This is a genomic window from Providencia sp. PROV208, from assembly GCF_028479465.1.
GTDB classification, from domain to species: domain Bacteria; phylum Pseudomonadota; class Gammaproteobacteria; order Enterobacterales; family Enterobacteriaceae; genus Providencia; species Providencia alcalifaciens.
Window position 1 is genome coordinate 127,276 of sequence record NZ_JAMPNS010000003.1, and the last position, 22,042, is coordinate 149,317.

General features: G+C 40.9%; 20 protein-coding genes. 15 read left to right on the forward strand and 5 right to left on the reverse strand.

Going from position 1 to position 22,042, the window contains the following annotated elements; all coding sequences use genetic code 11:
• Positions 1–55: 55 nt before the first annotated feature.
• The 13 genes from hpaX to PR766_RS02485 all read left to right on the forward strand — a co-directional run bounded on the left by hpaX (position 56) and on the right by PR766_RS02485 (position 14,047).
• Positions 56–1,426, forward strand: a complete 1,371-nt coding sequence (gene hpaX, locus PR766_RS02425) for a 4-hydroxyphenylacetate permease (protein ID WP_006657312.1) — start codon at positions 56–58, stop codon at positions 1,424–1,426.
• A gap of 322 nt (positions 1,427–1,748) precedes the next feature.
• A complete protein-coding gene (hpaA, locus tag PR766_RS02430; protein ID WP_006657311.1) occupies positions 1,749–2,627 on the forward strand; it encodes a 4-hydroxyphenylacetate catabolism regulatory protein HpaA in 879 nt (292 codons plus the stop codon).
• A gap of 450 nt (positions 2,628–3,077) precedes the next feature.
• On the forward strand, positions 3,078–4,640 hold the full coding sequence (gene hpaB, locus PR766_RS02435; RefSeq protein ID WP_006662722.1) for a 4-hydroxyphenylacetate 3-monooxygenase, oxygenase component: 1,563 nt from the start codon (positions 3,078–3,080) through the stop codon (positions 4,638–4,640).
• A 19-nt stretch (positions 4,641–4,659) separates the two neighbouring features.
• Entirely contained in the window at positions 4,660–5,178 is a 519-nt protein-coding gene (gene hpaC, locus PR766_RS02440; RefSeq protein WP_006657309.1) for a 4-hydroxyphenylacetate 3-monooxygenase, reductase component, read from the forward strand.
• A gap of 182 nt (positions 5,179–5,360) precedes the next feature.
• Entirely contained in the window at positions 5,361–6,179 is an 819-nt protein-coding gene (locus PR766_RS02445) for a winged helix-turn-helix domain-containing protein (RefSeq protein ID WP_154636341.1), read from the forward strand.
• A gap of 939 nt (positions 6,180–7,118) precedes the next feature.
• On the forward strand, positions 7,119–7,670 hold the full coding sequence (locus tag PR766_RS02450; RefSeq protein ID WP_006657258.1) for a fimbrial protein: 552 nt from the start codon (positions 7,119–7,121) through the stop codon (positions 7,668–7,670).
• A gap of 41 nt (positions 7,671–7,711) precedes the next feature.
• Positions 7,712–8,269, forward strand: coding sequence for a fimbrial protein (locus tag PR766_RS02455; RefSeq protein WP_006662725.1), 558 nt, complete (start codon positions 7,712–7,714; stop codon positions 8,267–8,269).
• A 36-nt stretch (positions 8,270–8,305) separates the two neighbouring features.
• On the forward strand, positions 8,306–10,795 hold the full coding sequence (locus tag PR766_RS02460) for a fimbria/pilus outer membrane usher protein (protein ID WP_154636340.1): 2,490 nt from the start codon (positions 8,306–8,308) through the stop codon (positions 10,793–10,795).
• Positions 10,796–10,807: 12 nt separating this feature from the next.
• A complete protein-coding gene (locus PR766_RS02465) occupies positions 10,808–11,536 on the forward strand; it encodes a fimbria/pilus periplasmic chaperone (RefSeq protein WP_006662727.1) in 729 nt (242 codons plus the stop codon).
• 28 nt (positions 11,537–11,564) lie between these two features.
• Positions 11,565–11,930, forward strand: coding sequence for a hypothetical protein (locus PR766_RS02470; protein ID WP_154636339.1), 366 nt, complete (start codon positions 11,565–11,567; stop codon positions 11,928–11,930).
• Complete coding sequence (locus PR766_RS02475) at positions 11,923–12,459, forward strand: fimbrial protein (RefSeq protein ID WP_006657253.1); 537 nt, start codon at positions 11,923–11,925, stop codon at positions 12,457–12,459. Before PR766_RS02470 ends, PR766_RS02475 begins: the two co-directional genes overlap by 8 nt.
• 10 nt (positions 12,460–12,469) lie before the next feature.
• Positions 12,470–12,976 (forward strand): fimbrial protein, encoded by a 507-nt coding sequence (locus PR766_RS02480; protein WP_112860815.1) that lies wholly within the window; start codon positions 12,470–12,472, stop codon positions 12,974–12,976.
• Positions 12,977–12,991: 15 nt separating this feature from the next.
• Entirely contained in the window at positions 12,992–14,047 is a 1,056-nt protein-coding gene (locus PR766_RS02485; RefSeq protein ID WP_195848327.1) for an adhesin, read from the forward strand.
• A 464-nt stretch (positions 14,048–14,511) separates the two neighbouring features.
• Here the strand turns inward: PR766_RS02485 and PR766_RS02490 are convergent, their stop codons facing one another.
• Positions 14,512–14,697 (reverse strand): hypothetical protein, encoded by a 186-nt coding sequence (locus PR766_RS02490; RefSeq protein ID WP_224120569.1) that lies wholly within the window; start codon positions 14,695–14,697, stop codon positions 14,512–14,514.
• 97 nt (positions 14,698–14,794) lie between these two features.
• Here PR766_RS02490 and PR766_RS02495 point away from each other — a divergent pair, with 97 nt between their 5' ends.
• Both PR766_RS02495 and PR766_RS02500 read left to right on the forward strand, forming a co-directional pair.
• On the forward strand, positions 14,795–15,457 hold the full coding sequence (locus PR766_RS02495; protein WP_224050834.1) for a hypothetical protein: 663 nt from the start codon (positions 14,795–14,797) through the stop codon (positions 15,455–15,457).
• A gap of 31 nt (positions 15,458–15,488) precedes the next feature.
• Complete coding sequence (locus PR766_RS02500) at positions 15,489–15,740, forward strand: helix-turn-helix domain-containing protein (RefSeq protein ID WP_006657249.1); 252 nt, start codon at positions 15,489–15,491, stop codon at positions 15,738–15,740.
• A 109-nt stretch (positions 15,741–15,849) separates the two neighbouring features.
• Here the strand turns inward: PR766_RS02500 and fbaA are convergent, their stop codons facing one another.
• The 4 genes from fbaA to tkt form a co-directional block, all read right to left on the reverse strand.
• Complete coding sequence (fbaA, locus tag PR766_RS02505) at positions 15,850–16,926, reverse strand: class II fructose-bisphosphate aldolase (RefSeq protein WP_006657248.1); 1,077 nt, start codon at positions 16,924–16,926, stop codon at positions 15,850–15,852.
• A gap of 60 nt (positions 16,927–16,986) precedes the next feature.
• Positions 16,987–18,150 (reverse strand): phosphoglycerate kinase, encoded by a 1,164-nt coding sequence (gene pgk / locus PR766_RS02510; RefSeq protein ID WP_006657247.1) that lies wholly within the window; start codon positions 18,148–18,150, stop codon positions 16,987–16,989.
• Between the two features lie 103 nt (positions 18,151–18,253).
• Positions 18,254–19,273, reverse strand: a complete 1,020-nt coding sequence (gene epd, locus PR766_RS02515; RefSeq protein ID WP_006657246.1) for an erythrose-4-phosphate dehydrogenase — start codon at positions 19,271–19,273, stop codon at positions 18,254–18,256.
• A 320-nt stretch (positions 19,274–19,593) separates the two neighbouring features.
• Positions 19,594–21,588, reverse strand: coding sequence for a transketolase (tkt, locus tag PR766_RS02520; protein WP_006657245.1), 1,995 nt, complete (start codon positions 21,586–21,588; stop codon positions 19,594–19,596).
• Between the last annotated feature and the right edge of the window lie 454 nt (positions 21,589–22,042).

Sequence of the window (22,042 nt, forward strand, 5' to 3'; positions counted from 1 at the left end):
ATAACTGCCTAGTAGACCCTTGTACCTATAATAAATTGTAATAGAGGGCATTATAATGAGCCATTCACAAAATGTTGCTAGTAACAATCCTGCGGAGCAACATAAAAACCTCACAGAGCCGCAACAGCGGGTCATCAATAAGCTATTTAAACGGCTGATCGTATTCCTGTTCGTGCTGTTTGTTTTCTCGTTTTTAGACCGTATTAATATCGGCTTTGCAGGACTGACAATGGGGAAAGACATCGGTCTAACTTCCACCATGTTTGGTCTAGCAGCCACCTTGTTTTACGCCACCTACATTATTTTCGGTATTCCAAGTAACATCATGCTTGGTATTGTCGGTGCACGTCGCTGGATTGCCACTATCATGGTGCTATGGGGTATTGCCTCCACCGCCACTATGTTCGCGACTGGACCAACCAGCTTATATATTTTACGAATGCTGGTAGGTATTGCTGAAGCAGGCTTCTTACCGGGAATGTTAGTTTACTTAACTTACTGGTTCCCCGCTTATTTCCGCGCGCGTGCTAATGCGCTATTTATGATTGCCATGCCTGTTACTATGGCATTTGGTTCACTCGCTTCTGGTTATATTTTAGGGCTAGATGGTGTGTTAAATCTAAAAGGCTGGCAGTGGTTGTTCTTACTGGAAGGTTTCCCATCCGTACTGCTGGGTATTTTAGTGTGGTTCTATCTGGATGATTCTCCGAAGAAAGCGAAGTGGCTGACTCAGGAAGATAAAGACACGCTGCAAGAGATGATGGATAAAGACCAGTTAGAATTAGTGCAGCCACACGGATCAAAAAGTCAGACTGCGCTGCAAAATAGCAGCCTGTGGAAAGAAATTTTCACCCCTGTGATTTTGATGTATACCGTGGCGTATTTCTGCCTAACTAACACGCTGAGCGCCATTAATATCTGGACGCCGCAAATTATGCAGAGCTTTAACCAAGGCAGCAGTAATGCCATGATCGGACTATTAACTGCGATCCCTCAGTTCTGTACGATTTTGGGGATGATTTATTGGAGTCGCCGTTCGGATCGCTTGCAAGAGCGTAAGATGCACACCGCGTTACCGTATTTGTTTGCAGCGGCAGGTTGGGTCATCGCAGCGATGACCCATCAACCGATGATCCAATTATTGGGGATCATTATGGCGTCTACCGGTTCATTTACAGCCATGGCGGTTTTCTGGACAACACCAGATCAGTCGATCAGTTTACGCGCTCGTGCCATTGGTATTGCAGTGATCAACGCAACAGGTAATATAGGTTCCGCGGTCAGCCCACTCTTAATCGGTTGGCTGAAAGATCAAACGGGTAGCTTTAATTCAGGTCTTTATTTTGTGGCGGGTTTGCTGGTCGTCGGTGCCCTTCTGGTCATCGCTATCCCAATGAAAAACTCAAGACCAAGAGCCACACCGTAAACGGCAAAACTGTAAAACAGTCGAATTAAAGAAATGAGTGCTGCAACAAATTGAAAATATTTAGATTTTTTAATTCCCCCTTAAATATTGTTCAAAATAATTCGAGTTGCAGCTAGCCGGCAAGCAAGCTAATTCCTAGGAGCATACACAAGTATGTGACTAGGATTAGCTTGTGTAGCCAACAACGCTACAGACCGAAAACGTGGGAATGCCCAAAATAGTTCGGCTTGTAGCTAGGCGGCAAACGACGATATCTTGGGGAGCATACATACGTATGTGACCCGAGTAACGGAGTGAAGCCAACAACGCTACGGGTCGAAATATGACGGGCATTACAAATATAGATATTGGGAAGGATTATGATGACGTCCAGGGCAACGACGACGTCCACTACCAAACCTTTGGCAAGCTTGCCGCCTTCTTCGGTCGCGACATGCCCGCTCATCGTCACGATGGCTATTTCCAATTACACTATTTGGTCACTGGGCACATTACATTGCAGCTGGATGAGTCACGTTATTCTGTGCAAGCACCGCTATTTATATTGACCCCACCTTCTGTCGCTCACGCGTTTTTTACCCAAGAAGATACTGATGGCCATGTATTAACCGTACGACAGGATTTGATTTCGCCCCTATTAGAGTCTCTGTATTCTGCTAATTTAGATCGATTGGACATTCCTGCTATTTGCTTATCTGTTGCAGATAAGCCGCAAGATATTGAAACCTTCAATCATTACTGGGATTTAATGGCAAGGGAATCGACCAATAACTATATTGGTCGAGACCAAGTGTTATCTTCACTTGCCCAAGCCCTATTCACCTTTTTACTGCGCTCTGTCCCTCTTGACGAGCACCATGTTAGCGGCGTGCGTGGTGAACATCGATTATTCCAACGTTTCAACCAGTTAATAGACATGCACTATCGTGAACACCTCTCTGTTCCCGAATATGCTAATAAGCTTGGTGTCACTGAATCACGACTCAAAGACATGTGCCGCCGGTTTGCTAACCGCCCGCCAAAGAAACTTATTTTCGACCGAATTTTACGGGAAGCGAAACGTATGCTGCTATTTTGTGATAGCCCCGTATCTGAAATTGCCTACCAACTTGGATTCAAAGATCCTGCCTATTTTGCCCGCTTTTTCAATCGCTCTGAGGGTACCTCTCCCAGTCAATGGCGTGAGCAAAACATCCACTGAGTCACTCATACTAAAATTTTAGCATTCCCCTTAAACTATTTTACATAATTCAAACATTTTTGATGTCTTGCATTTTTATTTTTAAAGTTGCAACTTGTACTATTAGCGCCTAACAAAAAGTGAATGATCGGCTCAAAAAACACTCAAATTAAAATTAAAAAATAAAAATTATTAATTTTTAAATGAATCATAGTAATATGATAATTAATAACTTTTTATCAAAATATAAAAAAGCATTAATATTAAAATATCGATAAGATCACATTTCTTTTATAAAACCACATTACCAACGAAAAGTACCAGCAATCCTTTGGAAAGTCTCTTTTAAAACCCCACAGAAAACGATTCAATTAGTACACACAAAACAAACATAAAATTAACATTATTCAAGCTTGCAATCTTTGTATGCCGATAACCCGCAAGCCCTCTTTGTTCTATAACGAGGTAGACATGAAACCAGAAGATTTTCGTTCCGATGCTAAGCGCCCATTTAATAGCCAAGAATATCTAAAAAGTTTACAAGATGGTCGCGAGATTTATATCTATGGTGAGCGTGTTAAAGATGTGACCACGCACCCTGCTTTTCGTAACTCTGCAGCTTCAATAGGACAGTTATATGATGCGCTTCATGATAAATCGACTCATGACCAACTTTGCTGGGGCACAGATACAGGCAACGGCGGTTACACACATAAATTCTTCCGTTTTGCCAAAAGTGCAGATGACTTACGCCAACAACGCGACGCCATCGCAGATTGGTCACGTCAAAGCTACGGATGGATGGGACGCACTCCAGACTATAAGGCGGCATTCGCCAGCTGTTTAGGTGCTAACCCTGAATATTATGGTCAATTTGCTGATAACGCACGTAACTGGTACAAACGTATTCAAGAGAGTGGTTTGTACTTCAACCACGCGATTGTTAACCCACCAATCGATCGCCATAAGCCTGCTGATGAAGTTAAAGATGTTTATATAAAGCTAGAAAAAGAAACTGATGCAGGTATTATCGTCAGCGGTGCAAAAGTTGTTGCAACCAACTCCGCGTTAACACACTACAACTTTATCGGTTTTGGTTCTGCACAGGTCATGGGTGATAACCCTGATTTTGCTCTGATGTTCGTTGCACCAATGGATGCTGACGGCGTGAAATTAATTTCCCGTGCATCTTATGAGTTAGTTGCTGGCGCAACAGGTGCACCATTTGACTATCCGTTATCCAGCCGTTTTGATGAAAATGACGCTATTCTAGTCATGGACCATGTGTTAATTCCATGGGAAAACGTACTGATTTATCGCGATTTCGACCGTGCTCGTAACTGGGCGGTACAAGGTGGTTTCGCTCGCCTGTTCCCATTACAAGCTTGTGTTCGCTTAGCGGTAAAACTGGATTTCATTACAGGTCTTCTGCAAAAGAGCCTTGAGTGTACTGGGGTCATTGACTTCCGTGGTGTTCAAGCCGATCTCGGTGAAGTCGTTGCTTGGCGTAACTTATTCTGGTCACTGACTGATGCCATGTGTTCAGAAGCGAAAGCGTGGGAAGGTGGAGCATACCTACCTGATACCCAAGCCATTCAGACTTATCGTGTTATGGCACCAATGGCCTACACCAAAATCAAAAATATCATCGAAAGTAACGTAACGAGTGGTTTGATCTACCTGCCATCAAGCGTTCGTGATATGAATAATCCAGAGATTGACAAATATCTGGCGAAATATGTTCGCGGTTCAAATGGGATGGATCACGTTGAACGTATTAAAATTTTAAAATTAATGTGGGATGCTATCGGTAGTGAATTTGGCGGTCGTCACGAGCTGTATGAAATTAACTACGCAGGAAGCCAAGACGAAATTCGTCTGCAATGTCTGCGTCATGCATACGGTTCTGGCAATATGAAAGCCATGACAGATATGGTTGATCGCTGCCTGTCAGACTATGATCAGCACGGCTGGAAGCGCCCTCACCTGCACAACAACAATGATATTAATCTGTTAGATTCGCTGCTGAAGTAATCGGTAGCAGGAGGTCAAAATGTCTTTAGAAAATGAACATCGCTTACGTTTCAGAGATGCGATGGCAAGTCTCGGTGCCGCTGTTAACATCGTCACCACGGATGGTCCAGAAGGTCGTTGTGGTATTACTGCCACTGCGGTGTGTTCTGTGACTGATACGCCACCCACTTTGATGGTATGCGTTAACCGCAACAGTGCAATGAACGCGGTTTTTCAAAAGAATGGCCGCCTGTGCGTTAACGTTCTCAACCATGATCAAGAAGAATTAGCTTGTCATTTCGCCGGCATGAAAGGTTCAACCATGGATGAGCGTTTCGGCTGGGATGTGTGGGATAAAGGCATTTTAGAACAACCACTGTTAAGAAATGCGCTTGCCAATCTTGAGGGTGAAATTACCCAAGTCCAAGATATTGGCACTCACTCTGTGTATATGGTTGAGATGAAAAAGATCGTCGTCAGTGATGACGGACATGGTTTAGTGTACTTTAAACGTAAGTTTCATCCCGTTATGCACAAAATCTTAGAACCTACGGCCTAATTGACCTTCATTATGTAGAACAAGCCCCTATTAAGGGGCTTTTTTATTACCTTAATCTAACTTAATGATCTTAAATGAAATAAATAATTAGGCTATTTCTGTCTAATTGACACCGACCAAATTAGAGGTATAAACTGGATTAATACTTATATAACACCTAAATAAATAAAAATAATCAAAATATGAAATATCTTATAAATAATATTATTTATGACAGCCATCAGGGGTTGTTATATCGCGATAATATCGACGATGCAATTAAACTTACCACCACATTAAACCGTTTATTATTGGTATTAGTGCAAAATAATGGTGAAGTTTTAGATAGGGAAACATTATTAAGCCGAGTATGGGATGAACATAACCAAGTTGCATCTGATAATAACCTTAATAGCAGCATTTCTGTTTTACGCCGCCACCTTTCCTCCTTTTTTGAGGAGGAAATTATTACAACTATTCCCAAAGTGGGTATAAAGTTCGATGCAAAATTACAGTCTCTCTCGACTAAATTAAATCAAAAAACCCACCAAGAAGAGCAACCCAATATATTACTTAAGGAATCTGAACAGCCTTCAATTATAGAAAACAGCCCAAAGGAACAATCACTATCGGTAAAGGAAAAGAGTTACATTCTCAATAATCGCTATATTGAGCTTACCTTAGTTGTCATTATTATTTTTTGCTTGTTGTATCTTTTTAAAAGCTATTTTTTTGCTACGCGCACTGAATACCCTGAAGTTGGGCGTATTGACCAATGCAGCATACGCTATATAAATAGCTATCATAAACCCGATATGACCACGATCAATTTTACTGACTTACAAAATCAGCTAACTCGATTAAATATTGATTGTAAAAAACCAGCGACCTTGTTTTATTACAACGTGGGTATCGTCACTAACGATAAAAATCTCTATGATAACTTTTTATTTTTATCTTATTGTCCTACCACCCCAAAAGACAGTGCAACTGTGAGTTGTGAGAATTTCTATGTCAAATAAGAAATCGGTCAGAACCGTTTGGTTACTGATTGTTTCAACTATATTAGTCATCATGAGCGGTTATTTTTATTATAAAAATCATACTCCCATCGTACCAAGTTGCCGAGCAACTTTGAAAATTAACATATCAGACGACCGTTCAGATTTAAAAGGTTACTACCTATTAAGTATTATCCCAAATGAGCATGATCCTGATCACCATACTTTTATAATGAATGGAACAATTAGTAGTAATGGAAAAAATTATGCAATCTCTCGTAAGTTTTATATGAAATATGTCTTTCAAGGAGGGCATTTTTTTCACGCGTTGAAAATATTTTCATTGATCCCAGTGACCAGGCCCAAGATAAAATCAAAATACGTGGAATTCCACAGCAAGACCAAATTTATTTTGTAAAAATAAAACGTTTAAGTGATAAAAATTATATTTTTGAAGAAAATTTCTCCCCTCTTTTTATTTGTACTATTTGACCTATCTCAGTAATTTCCCAATAACATTGCAATAACTACAAAAACAGAGCATCGGATTATGACATTCGATGCTCTGTTTTTTTATAACTTAAAATTTATTTGTTAATTTACCTTAAAGCAAAAGTCATTAAACATTCATCGCCATACGATATTGAAATTAAAACATTAAAAGCAACGTTAAAAACATTAATATTAGAATTAAATATTTTACTTTATTAAAATATCAACACTTTATTTCAAAAAACTCCTCTAATGGATAAACTTGTTTTCGTCGAAATGACTTACACAAAAAGCCTACGGATGGATACATAAGGCAAATTGCATTCAACACTTCAGGGAATGATTTAACGTTTAGTACTTTTAAATACCAAGTACGTTTAAAAATGAAGTCTTCAATCCTAAGTTGAAACATTCACTTGCTTAGGTTTTTTAGGGACTGACAATTACTTATCTTTAAGGATCTATAATATGAAATTGAATAAATTATCTGTTGCTGTTTTATTTGCAGCTTCTACTCTGTCTGCTTCAGTTTTAGCTAGCGGTAACACGGGTGAATTACATTTCAGCGGTCAAGTTATTAACTCTCCATGTAATATCGAATCTGAAAGCACCAAACAAGAAGTTCCTTTTGGTCAACTTTCACGTGCTTCTTTAGAAGCAGGTAATGCAGCAGAAAAAAATATCGCAATCAAATTAAAAGAATGTAACTTCGACGAATTCAGTAAAGATACTGAAGGTAAATGGGTTGCGGTTAAAGACATCAAAATTACTTTTGGTGGTAAAAACTACGTCGGTACAAATAAAGAATTCTTAGGCGTAACTGGTACTGCTACTAACGTTGGTATTCAGATTAAAGACTTTAAATTCGACGAAGCTAAATCTATTCTGAACCAAATTCGTAATAGACAAGGTGAAAACGTTCTGGAATTTACTGCATTAGCAAAACGTGTTGATGCTGCAACGCCAGTAACTGAAGGTGAATTTAACTCTATCGCTGATTTCAAAATCACTTACGAGTAATTTTTATGGGAGGGGAAACCCTCCCAATAAAAAGGTTCATTATGCGAAATTTATCTTTTTTATGGTCAATATTATTATTAACACCTTTTATTTCTAATGCTGAATACACGGTTGATGGTGGTATTCGTGGCGAAACGGTAATGCGTGGATATATTGTTGCCGCTCCCTGCTCAATAGAAACAGACAGCCAATATCAATATATTAATTATGATTTTGTTTCTAAAAAAAATATCAACACAGAAGAAGCTAAAAATAATAACAGGAAGTCATTTAACATTAAATTAAACAACTGTATTAGTGAATACGACAAAGATAATAGAAAAGGAATAAAAATCAAGTTCTTTGCCAATAACGATCTATATAACAATGCAGTTAAACTTTCTGGTCCCACGGATGGCGTCGTTGTTTACATTTATGACACCAACAATAACTTAGTCACTCCGAATAAATCGTATTCTATTTCAAATAGCGCAATTTACTTTGATAGTAAAACGAAAGTCAGCTTTTTGAAATATGAAACAGAAATTGACACCCTTAACAATGAAATTGTACCAGGGAATTACTTTGCCACGATAAAATTCAATGTAAGTTACGACTAATAAATATTCTAAATTATTTTATATGATAAGAACACTATGGCTAAATTTAATATTTTTCACCAGTTAATTATTATATCTTGTTTATCCAGTATTCCTACTGTCGCTTTTTCTGTTGAATTTAATACAGATATGCTCGATACCAAAGATACTCAGAATATTGACTTTAGCCAGTTTTCACAGGCCGGATTTATTATGCCTGGAAATTATCACTTAACGATTAAAGTCAATAACGAACGTTTGGGTAACGCGCGTGATATTACTATTGGTGCGCCTACGTCTTCTGAAGATTCATTATTTAGTGTCATATGTATTCCAGCAGTAATTACAGATCAACTCGGCTTAAAACCTGAAGCGATTCGTTTAGTTAAATATCGTGATAACGATCAGTGTATGGATTTATCTGCTCTTGAAGGTAGTACGCTGAGTGTGGACTTATCGACGTTAACATTGTCAATTCTGATCCCACAAAGTTATTTAGAATATACCGACCCGAGCTGGGTGCCACCTTCTCGCTGGGAAGAAGGTATTAATGGTTTTTTACTCGACTATACCTTAACGGGCTCATTCAGCCGTCGAGATAGCGGAACCAAAGAGTCATATTTATCGGCGAACGGAACCACAGGATTGAACCTTGGCGCGTGGCGTTTACGTGGTGACTACCAAGCGAACTACCGTAAATCCTCTGGTAATTATAACAATGAATATAGCGATGCCATATTCAGCCGTTTATATGCTTATCGTTCATTAGCTAATATTGCCTCGGTTCTGACGTTAGGGGAAAACTATTTCTATTCCGCAATTTTTGATTCTTGGCAGTTTACCGGTTTGTCATTAGAAACCGACGAAAATATGCTACCACCCAAACTGACAGGGTATGCGCCTGAAATTATTGGGATAGCACAAACTAATGCCACGGTCATCGTTAAAAGCCATGATCGTATCGTGTTAGAAACCACAGTTCCTGCGGGACCGTTCCAGATCCAAACGTTGGATAGCTCAATCCGTGGAACCTTGGATGTCACTGTGCGTGAAGAAAATGGCGAAGAACAAAAGTTCAGCGTCACCACGGCAGCGCTCCCCTACTTAACGCGTCCGGGACAAATTCGCTACAAATTTGCAGCGGGTAAACCACGTTACGATGGTCGCCATCTTGAAGGGGATATGACCGCATCAGGCGAGCTGTCATATGGGCTTAACAACATTTGGTCTATCTATGGTGGCTCGATTTTATCGAAAAACTACCAAGCTTTTTCTGCGGGTTTTGGGCGAGACTTATTTACCTTCGGGAGCCTGTCATTTGACGTGACACAATCCCACGCGAAATTACTGGACAACACCCTGACAGGGCGCAGCTATCGCTTAAGTTATTCAAAATCGTTTGATGAAGCGAGGACGGATATCACCTTCGCCGGATATCGATTCTCGGATGAAACCTATCGTTCTTTGCAACAAACATTGGATGAACGTCGCACAGGGACAGAAACCCAAGCCCATAAAGAGAGCTATCAGGTCAATATTAATAAATATTTTGACTCGTTCTCGCTGGGTGGAAACTACCAGTACAACACTTACTGGAATAGCCAAGCCGAAGAGCAATTTGGGGCTTACATTAACACCGCATTCAATATTGTCGCTTTTGGGTTAAAAAATATCAGCCTAACTGCATCAGCGACTCGATCCAAAAGATCTGGATATCAAGATGATGCGATTAATTTGTACGTCACAGTTCCGTTTACGATGGGGAGTAGTTTTAGTTTCTCTGAAGGCTACACAAAAGACCAGAGTGGACGCCGTTCATCAACCCATAATGTGGGATATAGCGGCTACAGCGATCAACGCAGCTATAACCTCAACGTAGGTTATCAAACGGGACAATTTCAGGATTCACAAACCAGTTTCAGCGGTTACTTGAGCCAGAATTTTCCAACGGCATCACTATCCGCTAATGCCAGCTATGTACCGAACCAATACCACACCATTGGTGGGTCGATTAACGGTGGGATCACGTTGGTTAAAGACGGTATTGCAATGCATCAGGCAGCCTATGGTGGAACTCGCTTAGTCGTTGAAACACCAGGCGCCAGCAACGTGCCATTAAATGGCGGGGTTTATCAAACTAACCGCTTTGGGTTAACGGTCATCCCTAACGTAAGTAGCTATCGAAAAACAACGGCATCGATTAACACCAGTAAATTACCGAATAACATTGAAGCATTGGAAAGTGTCACTGAAGCCACATTAACCCGCGGAGCCATTGGTTATCGCAGTCTTAACGTGATTCAAGGGGAAAAAACCTTTGCCCGTTTAAAACTTACGGACGGCACTTATCCACCTTTCGGCGCCAGCGTCCGTAATAAAAACAACGTTGAGCTCGGTATTGTGGGTGAACAAGGGATCACATGGATTGTTGGTGTCATGCCGAATGACCTGCTCGATCTCTACTGGGGAAATAAATTGCAATGCAGCGCCAGAGTAACTGAATTTAAAAATGGTGCGGATAGCTACCCTGTATTAATTTGTCATTAGGAAAAAATTTAAATGAAATCAAATATCTTTAATTTAATTCGCACCAGTGTCTTATTGACGACCATGGGTGCAATGGGCGCCACTTACGCCGCCGTTACGCTTGACCGTACTCGTATTATTTTTGATGGCGACCAACAGTCTATTAACATCACCATCCGCAATGACAATCCAGAGTTGCCTTACTTAGCCCAATCATGGTTAGAAGATGCCGCTGAGAAAAAATTAGAAGCGGGTCCGATTATTGCAACTCCACCCATTCAGCGTATGGAGCCAAAATCCACCAGCTTAGTGCGTTTAAGTGCTGCACCAGATATCAATAAGTTACCTCAAGACAGAGAATCTCTGTTTTATTATAACTTGCGTGAAATTCCACCAAAATCGACAGAAGCTGGTGTTTTACAAATTGCACTGCAAAGCCGTGTAAAGTTGTTCTATCGCCCTGAAGCGATTGTGGCTGATAGTAAAAAAGAGTGGGCAAAACAAATCACATTAACCCCGACTGCCAATGGTTATCAGCTGAATAACCCTACGGGATTTTATCTGACCATTATTGGTATTGGTAATAGCCAAAAGCTGTCAGAGCAAAGTGATTTTGATGCCGTCATGGTGCCACCAAAATCAACCCACAACTTAAAATCCGCGAAGTTTGCAACGCCATATCTGACCTATATCAATGATTATGGTGGAAAACCTTCGCTGGCATTTAAGTGCCAAGCATCGCAATGCACAGTAACGGAATAGCGCAAACCAGATAAACAGGAATATCAACATGAAACTATATCACTTTGGGTTATCGCTCATGTTTGCAATGCCCACCTTGGCGGCAACGCCATCGCAAAACGATTCATTGCAAACAACTGGCACTATTTATGTCAATGCACGTTTTGTCATAACGCCATGCCAACCCAAGGTGACAATGACTCGAGCGGTCAATCATATCAATGAACCAGCTTATCAATTTAATGTGAGTTATGCCCACTGTATCACCAGTTCCTATAACCAAGCTTGGTCACCATTCACGTTGAAATTTTCGGGTCAGCAGTATGTTGTTTCAAAACCACCAGCGAATAAGAGCCTGACATTTTTACTCCCCGCCGAAAATTCGGCTCGCCGTTTGGAGATGATTTATGACTAAAACATTCGCGCTCATGGTCAGTTTTAGCACTTTGCTATTGACCAGCTATGGCAGTTTGGCAAATAGCTTATCCGTCTATTTTGAAGGAACTCTCGTGCCTCTTGGTTGCCGCCTGTCCGATGACGATACGAAGAAAAAGGTCTACTTATCTGGCTTACGATTTTCTGAACTTGAAAATCAAGGCCGTTCTGATATTCAACCTTTTCAGTTGGATATCGTCGATTGCTCAACCGCGGCATTAAATAAGACCATCAAAATTACGCTAAATACTCAAGATACGGAAACTCACAATGGCATCACCTATTTAAAAACCACTGGTGAGTCCAATGTGCTATTAGCCTTAACTGATGGAAAAAATGGTCAGCCACTGAAGTTTAATACGCAAATTGATGTCAGCTCGGTGACGGAAACAGGCAAAGGATCCATTAACCCTTTGCTATTCGGGGTCTATGCACAGAAACCATTTAGTGGGCGTCTTAAGACAGGAAGTTTCTCATCTTTGGTCACGTTTAATCTGGACTACCAGTAGGAGAATGATGATGAAAATATCCCATTTTTTAGGCGCTATTTGCCTGCTCGTGAGTCACTTTTCATATGCCGATATTTTAATTACGTTAGAAACCACGTTGGTACGCCCATCTTGTGTCATCACGAATGAAAACGGTGATAAAGAGCTATACGTCAATTTTCAAAATGTCGCTTTAGATCGCTTAACAGAAGAAAAACAATCTTTTGGGATCTTAATTAAACAGTGCGATCTCAGAAAAAATTTACGCGTTTATTTATCTCCGAAAGAAGGCTCTACCCTCACGATAAATAACGAAACAGTATTGAGCACGACCATTCAAGGCTTAGGGATCCGTTTTTCCCAAGCCAACAGAAACACCGCTATCAATCTACTGAAATGGGAACCCATTTTCCCATCCATCAGTGGTGATACCGCCACGTTGACCTTACAGTCACAATTAGTAACGAATCAGTTACCAGAAACCCTTGAAGTGGGTCCATTTAGTGCGGCACTGTCAGTTATGATTGATTATCTTTAAAGCTAGGTAATGACAATGAAAAAAACATCGAAAACTTCATTAATGGCAATGGTTATGTCATTGTTTTTATACAGCCAAGTTTCCCATGGGTTAACCCGCTATTCGGGTAGTGGCGGCACCTACAAAATGAACCTTGTTTCCAATAATTCCGTATTAGCAGATACCCCAACGATTGGCAGTAATGGGGAGAAGTACTATTCCGTTGCTCCGCCTAATAAAGAAGGCATTGTGATTGATGAAAGTACTTCACAACCTGTTGGTACGGTGTACTGTAAAGTTAACTACTTAGAAGGTAATTACCAACGCGGGCTGGCTTCAAACTATGCCTTCCACCGTGTATTTTCGTATATGCCTGAAGCTGGATTTACTATCAAAGGGTTAACTGCATATAAAATTAATGGTAATACGTTTTTTACTTTGTATTCAGACAACGGAATTACCCAAGGTTGGAAAAATATTGCCGGTAATGGATGTAGTGGAACGGAAACCTCACAAAGTACTTCCTATTTTACCGTTCAATTTCCATTTGAAGTCCGTATCTATGTAAAAGAAATTCCATTAGATGGAAAAGTTGTGATCCCTCAAGCCATGATTGCGGGTTATACACGTATGTTCCAATACCCCGGAACACCCGACATGTTTGTTCCTGCTGAAAAATCAGGTGTAAAACTGGATTTAACTCGATCAATAATTAACTACCCATCAAACTGTAAATCCAATATTGATAACTTAAATATCAACCATAACACGATGAATGCAATTGAATTTGACAGTAAACAAACCCGCACTGCAACCTACCAATGTGATCGAGGTCAGGGGATTAAAGTTAAATTCGCCTTAGATTATGTAACAGATAGTGATCCTCAAAAGCGGGTACCGTTAAAATCAGGCAATAACACCATTTATTCCGAGCTATCCCTGTACGATGCAGAGAGCAATCAACGGGGTAAAACCATCGAAACCACCATTGAAAAAGTAAAGAATATTCAAATTGAAAGTCATCTTTACGGATTAGATGCTGAACCAGGTAAATATACCGGTAATGCGTGGTTAATTGCGACTTATTTATAATAACATGTTGTAAAAAATAATATGATTATGCTTTCTCGTTCTATATTCATTAGTATTTTTATTATTTGGAATCTCGCCAGCATAATTTATATTGACAATTTAGGGAGTCTCCGGCAATCGTTGCCACAGAATATTATTAGCTGGTTAGCGATTGTATTAATTATTTCTATCATTGCATTTACTGTATTTTATAGAAAAATAAAAATTTTCATTACGATTCCAGCAATGTGTTTTTGTCTAGGGCTCGTGATATTAAGCATTAATCTTTTTTATGTACAAGAAAATACCAATATCATATTTTGGTATTGGTCTGGAATTAGTGCTGGTGTAATACTCTACATTGTCGGGCTGCAAATAAGAGAGAAATGGTTAATTCAATCTTTCTGTATTTATTGCTTCATAATTATTAATGTAATTCAGTGTTTTTTTACTATTTACCAGTATATCTTTGAAACCAATATTTTTTATTTTGCAACCGGCATGCGCTCATACGGCTTGACCCAGCAAATCACCGTTTTGTCGGTTAATATGGCAATGAGTTGCATATTATCGTTAATGACCATGGTTTTATCGCAGTTTAAATTAGCATCAATTTTCCAAGAAAAATGCCGCACGATGCTATTAGGCATTGGCATTTTTCTTTTTACCATGATGCTCGTTATCTTACAGTCCGTGACGATAATATTGAGTTTCGCCGTATGTACATTTATCTTTATCTGCTTGTTTTACCATAAGAATAAACTCAGAGTGAGTGTAAGCTATTTCATCATCGCCATTGCTGTGTTTATCGGTGTTTACTTGATTCAGTTATGTCCAAAATATATTGATAGTGAAATTATTAATCGTTTCCATATTAAACAAATGTTGAGATTTTCCATTTCACTGTTTATCTCACCGCCAACTGAAATGTGGGAAAAACCGTTAATAATGAATGCGAGTTTTGAAACAAATCAAATTCCATTTTTGAGCTCTGATAATTACATTATGCCCCATGTTTTTAATGAAATTTTACGTTGGGTGATGACAGGTGGATATATTAATCTTATTTTCATGTCATTTCTTATTACAGGAGGAATTTATGTTATTTATCAGTCAATCATTAAATATAAAAAAAATGGAAATGGATACTCAATATCGTTGGTATTAGCGCTAACGCCTGTAGTCATCAACAGTAACTTAGAGCACCCTTTTTTACAGTCGGTACTGCATTGGGGAATGATTATATTATTTTTATCTTTTTCAGATGCGTCATTCCCACTCAAAGAGCAGTCTATTTTTTATATTAATAAGCATCTTTCTTTATTGTTTAGTTTTAGCACTTTTATTATTGGCCTTAGTGTTTTCATCATCGGATTAAGTTTATTTAATGGTCAATCTTTCTTTCACACCAATATTTTCTCATTTGCATAATGAAGAAATAAAAAACAAACGAGGACAGCATATGGCTCTCTATGATAATCATATCTCAAACACTGATATTGGCGCCAAAGTTCGTAAACGCCGGTTATTGCTAGGCTGGAGCGCGAGCATTTTAGGTAAGAAAACGGGCTTAAGCCAACAGCAAATCTCTCGCTATGAGCGTGGCACTCAAAACTTCACGATTTCTCGATTGTGTATCTTCGCCAACGTACTGCAATGTGATTTGAATTATTTTTTGGAGCGTAGAAACCAGTCCATGACAATCAACTTATAATGCCGCTGTATTTATACCAAATACACCCAGCATCTTTTTCAAAGCATAAAAAAATCCCCCAGCAAGTCGCCTTACTGAGGGATTTTCTATTTGTAGCCCGACTCTTAAATTACAGAACGTCTACACAGTTCAGTTCTTTGAATGCTTGCTCTAAACGAACAACCATTGAGTCTTGTGCTTTACGCAGCCACACACGTGGATCGTAGTATTTTTTGTTTGGCTTATCATCGCCTTCTGGGTTACCTAACTGAGATTGCAGGTAGCCTTCTTTCGCTTTGTAATACTGTAAAATACCATCCCATGTTGCCCACTGAGTATCGGTATCGATGTTCATTTTGATAACACCGTAGCTTACTGCTTCTTTGATTTCAGCAGCGCTTGAACCGGAACCACCGTGGAAAACGAAATCTAAGCTGTTGTGTGGTAGGTTAAATTTCTCAGACACGTAGTCTTGGGAGTTACGCAGAATTTTTGGCGTTAATTGTACGTTACCTGGCTTATAAACACCGTGTACGTTACCAAAAGAAGCTGCGATAGTGAAACGTGGGCTGATAGCGTTCAGTTTTTCGTAAGCGTAAGCCACGTCTTCTGGTTGGGTGTACAGCGCTGAGCTGTCCATGCCAGTGTTATCAACACCGTCTTCTTCACCACCAGTACAACCTAATTCGATTTCCAGAGTCATGTCGATTTTCGCCATGCGCTCTAAATATTTAGAACAGATTGCAATGTTTTCTTCCAGAGATTCTTCTGACAGATCAATCATGTGAGAAGAGAACAGTGGTTTGCCAGTTTTCGCGTAGTGTTTTTCACCTGCATCTAACAGACCATCGATCCATGGCAGTAATTTCTTCGCACAGTGGTCAGTATGTAGAATCACTGGCACACCGTAGTGTTCTGCCATTTGGTGTACATGGTGGGCACCTGAAATGGCACCTAAGATAGCGGCTTGTTGCCCTTCAGCTTTCAGGCCTTTACCTGCGATAAATGCAGCACCACCGTTAGAGAACTGAACAATAACCGGAGCGCGTACTTTAGCTGCCGCTTCAAGTACGGCGTTAATTGAATCAGTACCAACACAGTTCACAGCTGGCAATGCAAAGTTATTTTCTTTGGCAACCGCGAAAACTTTCTGTACATCATCACCAGTGATAACACCTGGTTTAACAAAATCAAAAATTTTAGACATGTGAAAAGGTCCTGTGGTGAACAGGCAGCCTACGCTGCCTGTTGTGTATGAACAAATTAATTACGCTTTAGCACGTTCTTCTAGCATTACAACGGCTGGGAGCTTTTTACCTTCAACGAATTCAAGGAAAGCACCGCCACCCGTAGAGATGTATGAAATCTTATCAGCGATACCGAATAAATCGATCGCCGCTAGGGTGTCACCACCACCAGCGATTGAGAAAGCGTCGCTGTCTGCGATAGCACGAGCAACGATTTCTGTTCCCTTACGGAAGTTAGGGAATTCGAATACGCCCACAGGGCCGTTCCAAAGAATGGTTTTCGCATTTTTCAGAATTTCAGCCAGACGTTCTGCGGATTCATCACCTAAGTCCAGAATTTGCTCATCATCTTTGATAGCGTTACTTGCTTTCAGTGTTGCTTCAGCAGTTTCTGAGAACTCGGTAGCCACGCGAACATCAGTTGGCACTGGGATTTGGCAGTTAGCCAGTAATTTTTTCGCTTCTGGGATCAGGTCTGCTTCATATAAAGAGCGTCCCACATTGTTGCCTTCCGCAGCGATGAACGTATTGGCGATGCCACCACCAACAATCAGTTGGTCAGCAATTTTAGACAGGGAATCTAATACAGTCAGTTTAGTCGAAACTTTAGAACCGCCTACGATAGCAACCATTGGGCGTGCTGGATTACCTAGCGCTTTGCCTAATGCTTCTAATTCATTGCTTAACAGCGGGCCCGCACACGCAACTGGAGAGAATTTTGCGACACCGTGAGTTGATGCTTGAGCACGATGAGCAGTACCGAACGCATCCATCACATACACATCACACAGTGCAGCATACTGTTTAGACAGTGTTTCGTCGTCTTTCTTTTCGCCTTTGTTAAAACGCACGTTTTCCAGAACAACTAATTCGCCTTCAGCGATATCCACGCCATTCAAGTAGTCTTTAACTAAACGAACTGGGTTATCTAATTTAGCGGCCAGATAGTCAACAACAGGTTGCAGTGAAAACTCTTCGTTGTACTCACCTTCAGTCGGGCGACCTAGGTGGGAAGTAACCATGACTTTAGCACCTTGTTTCAGCGCTAATTCAATTGTTGGTAATGAAGCACGAATACGTGCGTCTGAAGTAACTTTACCATCTTTAACAGGAACGTTTAGGTCCGAACGAATGAAAACGCGTTTACCCGCTAAGTCCAAATCGGTCATCTTAATTACAGACATGGTGAATCCTCTTGTTGATTCTCTATAAAGTTTTCATTAGCGACTGGGCTGGGCAATAAATAACGTATTGGGTTATTGTGCCCTGCTGTCTGTCAGACGCCAATTAGTTTAAACCTGTTGCTGCCATCGCTAGGGTTGTATCTAGCATCCGGTTAGCAAACCCCCATTCGTTATCACACCAAACGAGAGTTTTGATCAAATTTTTACCGCTAACGCGTGTTTGCGTGCCATCAATGATAGCGCTATGTGGATCATGATTAAAATCCATCGAGACTAACGGTAATTCAGTATAGTCTACTATACCACGAAAATGCCCGTGCGCGGCGCTCTGTAGTAGCTTGTTAACTTTATCAACGCAAACATCCGCATCGACAGTCACGCTTAAATCAATGGCAGTGACATTGGTCGTAGGAACACGTACCGAAATCGCTTCGAAACTCCCTTGAAATTTTGGGAAAATTCGAGTGATCCCTGCCGCCAGCTTCGTATCAACGGGAATAATCGATTGGCTAGCGGAACGGGTTCTGCGCAAATCTTTATGGTAGGCATCAATCACAGGCTGATCATTCATGGATGCATGAATGGTAGTGACGGTGCCCGACTCTATACCAAAAGCATCATCTAAAACTTTGATGACAGGAATAATACAGTTGGTCGTACAAGATGCATTGGAAACGATGGTATCGCTTCCTTGTAGGCTGTCATGATTCACACCATACACAATGGTTGCATCAAGATCATCGGTTCCCGGATGCGCAAAGAGCACTTTTTTTGCGCCAGCTTCCAGATGCTTAATGCCATCTTCGCGAGAGCCGTAAACGCCTGTGCAATCTAATACCACATCCACACCTAATTCTTTCCAAGGTAGCTTGCTGATATCCGCTTGATGGAAAAGACGCATATTGTCATCCCCAACTTGTAGCAGATCGCCATTGAGGCGGACATCCCATGCAAAGCGTCCGTGACTTGAATCATACTTCAGCAAATGAGCAATACCTTCCGGTTCAGCTAATTCATTGATCGCCACAACGACAATTTCTGCCCGACGACCTGATTCATATAGTGCTCTAAGGACACTTCGACCAATACGACCGAAGCCGTTTATTGCTACCCTGATTGCCATTCTACACCTTGTATCTGAGCAAAATCACACGGTTGCTAAGGATAACTGACTACCACCAACTCTACTGCTCATTTTAGCTGTCAAACATCAAAAGTGTGCTTCACTCGACATTTTTAAAATTTATTTACATTTTCTCAAACGAAACTGAAACGGTTCAGCTAATCAAGTTTTAGATTAAGGGATATATTTATAGAACGCAATAGAAAAACAAGAAAGGGTGCACAAAAAAACAACGCCCCAATACCAAACTTGATATTGAGGCGTAAATTACATTCATTCACTTTCGGATGTCCGCGTTTAACCGCGGTGCATCTTATGAATTATTTCAGTAGAGATTTCGCTGCATTCACTGCATTTTCAACCGTAATACCGAATTCTTTGAACAACACGTCAGCTGGAGCTGATTCACCGAATGAATGCATACCAATGATAGCGCCATTCAGACCCGTGTATTTGAACCAGTAGTCCGCAATGCCCGCTTCAATCGCAACACGAGCGCTCACGCTTGAAGGCAGAACGGATTCACGGTAAGCCGCGTCTTGTTTGTCGAATGCATCCGTTGATGGCATAGAAACCACACGAACTTTACGACCTTCTGCAGTCAGTTGATCCGCTGCTTTCACTGCTAACTCAACTTCAGAACCCGTTGCAATAAAGATTAGCTCAGGTGTACCTGCGCAATCTTTCAGGATATAAGCCCCTTTCTCGATATTCGCTAATTGCTCAGCGGTACGAGGTTGCTGTTCCAAGTTTTGACGAGAGAAAATCAGTGCGCTTGGACCATCTTTACGCTCAATCGCATATTTCCAAGCTACCGCAGATTCAACTTGGTCACATGGACGCCATGTGCTCATGTTTGGTGTCACACGTAAACTTGCCAGTTGTTCTACTGGTTGGTGAGTTGGACCATCTTCACCCAGACCGATTGAGTCATGGGTGTAAACGAAGATGCTACGAATTTTCATCAACGCTGCCATACGTACCGCGTTACGTGCATATTCAACGAACATTAAGAATGTTGCGCCATAAGGCACGAAACCGCCATGTAGAGCGATACCGTTCATGATCGCAGACATACCGAATTCACGTACACCGTAATGGATGTAGTTACCCGCTTTGTCTTCGTTCAGTGGTTTAGAACCTGACCACATGGTTAAGTTACTTGGTGCTAAATCCGCAGAACCGCCCAGAAATTCTGGTAATACCTTACCAAACGCTTCTAATGCGTTTTGAGACGCTTTACGGCTTGCAATATTAGCTGGATTTTGTTGCAGATTGTCGATGAATTTTTTCGCTTCAGCATCAAAGTTAGCCGGTAATTCACCCGCCATACGGCGTTCGAATTCTTTCGCTAATTCAGGATACGCTTTCGCGTATGCTGCGAATTTTTCATTCCAAGAATGTTGTTTTTCTTTACCAGCTTCACGTGCATCCCAAGCTTGGTAGATATCCGCTGGGATTTCGAATGGACCGTAGTTCCAGCCCAGCGCTTCACGTGTTGCTGCAATCTCTGCATCACCTAAAGGTGCGCCGTGAACTGCTTCAGTGCCGGCTTTGTTTGGTGAACCGAAACCGATAACGGTTTTGCACATAATCAGGGTTGGTTTGTCTGACTGTTTGTGTGCTTCGTTCACTGCCGCATTGATTTGGTCTGCATCGTGACCGTTAATGTCACGAATAACATGCCAGCCGTATGCTTCGAAACGCGCTGCAGTATCATCAGTAAACCAGCCTTCAACTTCACCATCGATAGAGATGCCGTTGTCATCATAGAATGCGACCAGTTTATTTAACTTCAGTGTACCTGCTAATGAACATACTTCGTGGGAAATACCTTCCATCATACAGCCATCACCCATGAACACGTAGGTGTGGTGGTCGACGACATCATGACCTGGACGGTTAAATTGCGCCGCTAAAGTACGTTCAGCAATTGCAAAGCCCACAGCGTTTGCAATACCTTGACCTAAAGGACCCGTGGTAGTTTCAACACCTGGCGTATAACCATATTCTGGGTGACCTGGGGTTTTAGAATGCAATTGACGGAAGTTCTTTAACTCATCAATAGATAAGTCATAACCAGTCAGATGCAGCAAGCTATAAATCAGCATTGAGCCATGACCGTTAGACAGTACAAAGCGGTCACGGTTAGCCCAATGTGGATCTGCTGGGTTATGATTCATATGGTTGCGCCAAAGAACTTCAGCGATATCAGCCATGCCCATTGGTGCGCCAGGGTGCCCTGATTTTGCTTTTTGAACCGCATCCATACTCAGAAAGCGGATAGCATTAGCAAGGGTTTTACGAGTCGTCATTAGTATACTCCAAGTAGGATAGAACGTACTTAAACCAATATTCACAACGCAATAGAGAATCATTGCGGTTTATAGAGTTAGCCTCAATAATTCGAGCCGCAGGTGCATAAGCGCTTATTAAACCTACCCACAACTTGAAGTTTGGCGATGAGACTCTACGAAACTAACGCAATTTCATCCATACAGCAATTATTTGAAACAATCTGACAGCAGACTGCGGATCTTTATCGCAACCGTCAAGCTGAATCCTTTCCATTGCGCAAAATATCCCTTTGGGTTCTTCGTTTTGCGCAATTGCCTGACCTTATTAAACCTGAGTTCACCACTTAGGATCAAGGTGATTTATGCTTCTTGAGTAATTAGCCTCAATATTAGTGATATTTGGCAAATTTTTGACGGGAAAACCCACACAAAACAACAAGGGCGCTAACATTAGCGCCCTCATTTTTATATC

Excerpts from the sequence above, each read along its gene's own strand:
- hpaC (WP_006657309.1), top strand. The coding sequence starts at position 4,660 with ATGTCTTTAGAAAATGAACATCGCTTACGTTTCAGAGATGCGATGGCA.
- PR766_RS02455 (WP_006662725.1), top strand. The coding sequence starts at position 7,712 with ATGCGAAATTTATCTTTTTTATGGTCAATATTATTATTAACACCTTTT.
- hpaA (WP_006657311.1), top strand. The coding sequence starts at position 1,749 with ATGACGGGCATTACAAATATAGATATTGGGAAGGATTATGATGACGTC.
- PR766_RS02450 (WP_006657258.1), top strand. The coding sequence starts at position 7,119 with ATGAAATTGAATAAATTATCTGTTGCTGTTTTATTTGCAGCTTCTACT.
- hpaB (WP_006662722.1), top strand. The coding sequence starts at position 3,078 with ATGAAACCAGAAGATTTTCGTTCCGATGCTAAGCGCCCATTTAATAGC.
- hpaX (WP_006657312.1), top strand. The coding sequence starts at position 56 with ATGAGCCATTCACAAAATGTTGCTAGTAACAATCCTGCGGAGCAACAT.
- PR766_RS02475 (WP_006657253.1), top strand. The coding sequence starts at position 11,923 with ATGACTAAAACATTCGCGCTCATGGTCAGTTTTAGCACTTTGCTATTG.
- PR766_RS02500 (WP_006657249.1), top strand. The coding sequence starts at position 15,489 with ATGGCTCTCTATGATAATCATATCTCAAACACTGATATTGGCGCCAAA.
- tkt (WP_006657245.1), bottom strand. The coding sequence starts at position 21,588 with ATGACGACTCGTAAAACCCTTGCTAATGCTATCCGCTTTCTGAGTATG.
- PR766_RS02490 (WP_224120569.1), bottom strand. The coding sequence starts at position 14,697 with ATGGTAAAAAGAAAAATGCCAATGCCTAATAGCATCGTGCGGCATTTT.
- PR766_RS02470 (WP_154636339.1), top strand. The coding sequence starts at position 11,565 with ATGAAACTATATCACTTTGGGTTATCGCTCATGTTTGCAATGCCCACC.
- pgk (WP_006657247.1), bottom strand. The coding sequence starts at position 18,150 with ATGTCTGTAATTAAGATGACCGATTTGGACTTAGCGGGTAAACGCGTT.
- PR766_RS02480 (WP_112860815.1), top strand. The coding sequence starts at position 12,470 with ATGAAAATATCCCATTTTTTAGGCGCTATTTGCCTGCTCGTGAGTCAC.
- PR766_RS02445 (WP_154636341.1), top strand. The coding sequence starts at position 5,361 with ATGAAATATCTTATAAATAATATTATTTATGACAGCCATCAGGGGTTG.
- PR766_RS02465 (WP_006662727.1), top strand. The coding sequence starts at position 10,808 with ATGAAATCAAATATCTTTAATTTAATTCGCACCAGTGTCTTATTGACG.
- PR766_RS02485 (WP_195848327.1), top strand. The coding sequence starts at position 12,992 with ATGAAAAAAACATCGAAAACTTCATTAATGGCAATGGTTATGTCATTG.
- epd (WP_006657246.1), bottom strand. The coding sequence starts at position 19,273 with ATGGCAATCAGGGTAGCAATAAACGGCTTCGGTCGTATTGGTCGAAGT.
- fbaA (WP_006657248.1), bottom strand. The coding sequence starts at position 16,926 with ATGTCTAAAATTTTTGATTTTGTTAAACCAGGTGTTATCACTGGTGAT.
- PR766_RS02460 (WP_154636340.1), top strand. The coding sequence starts at position 8,306 with ATGGCTAAATTTAATATTTTTCACCAGTTAATTATTATATCTTGTTTA.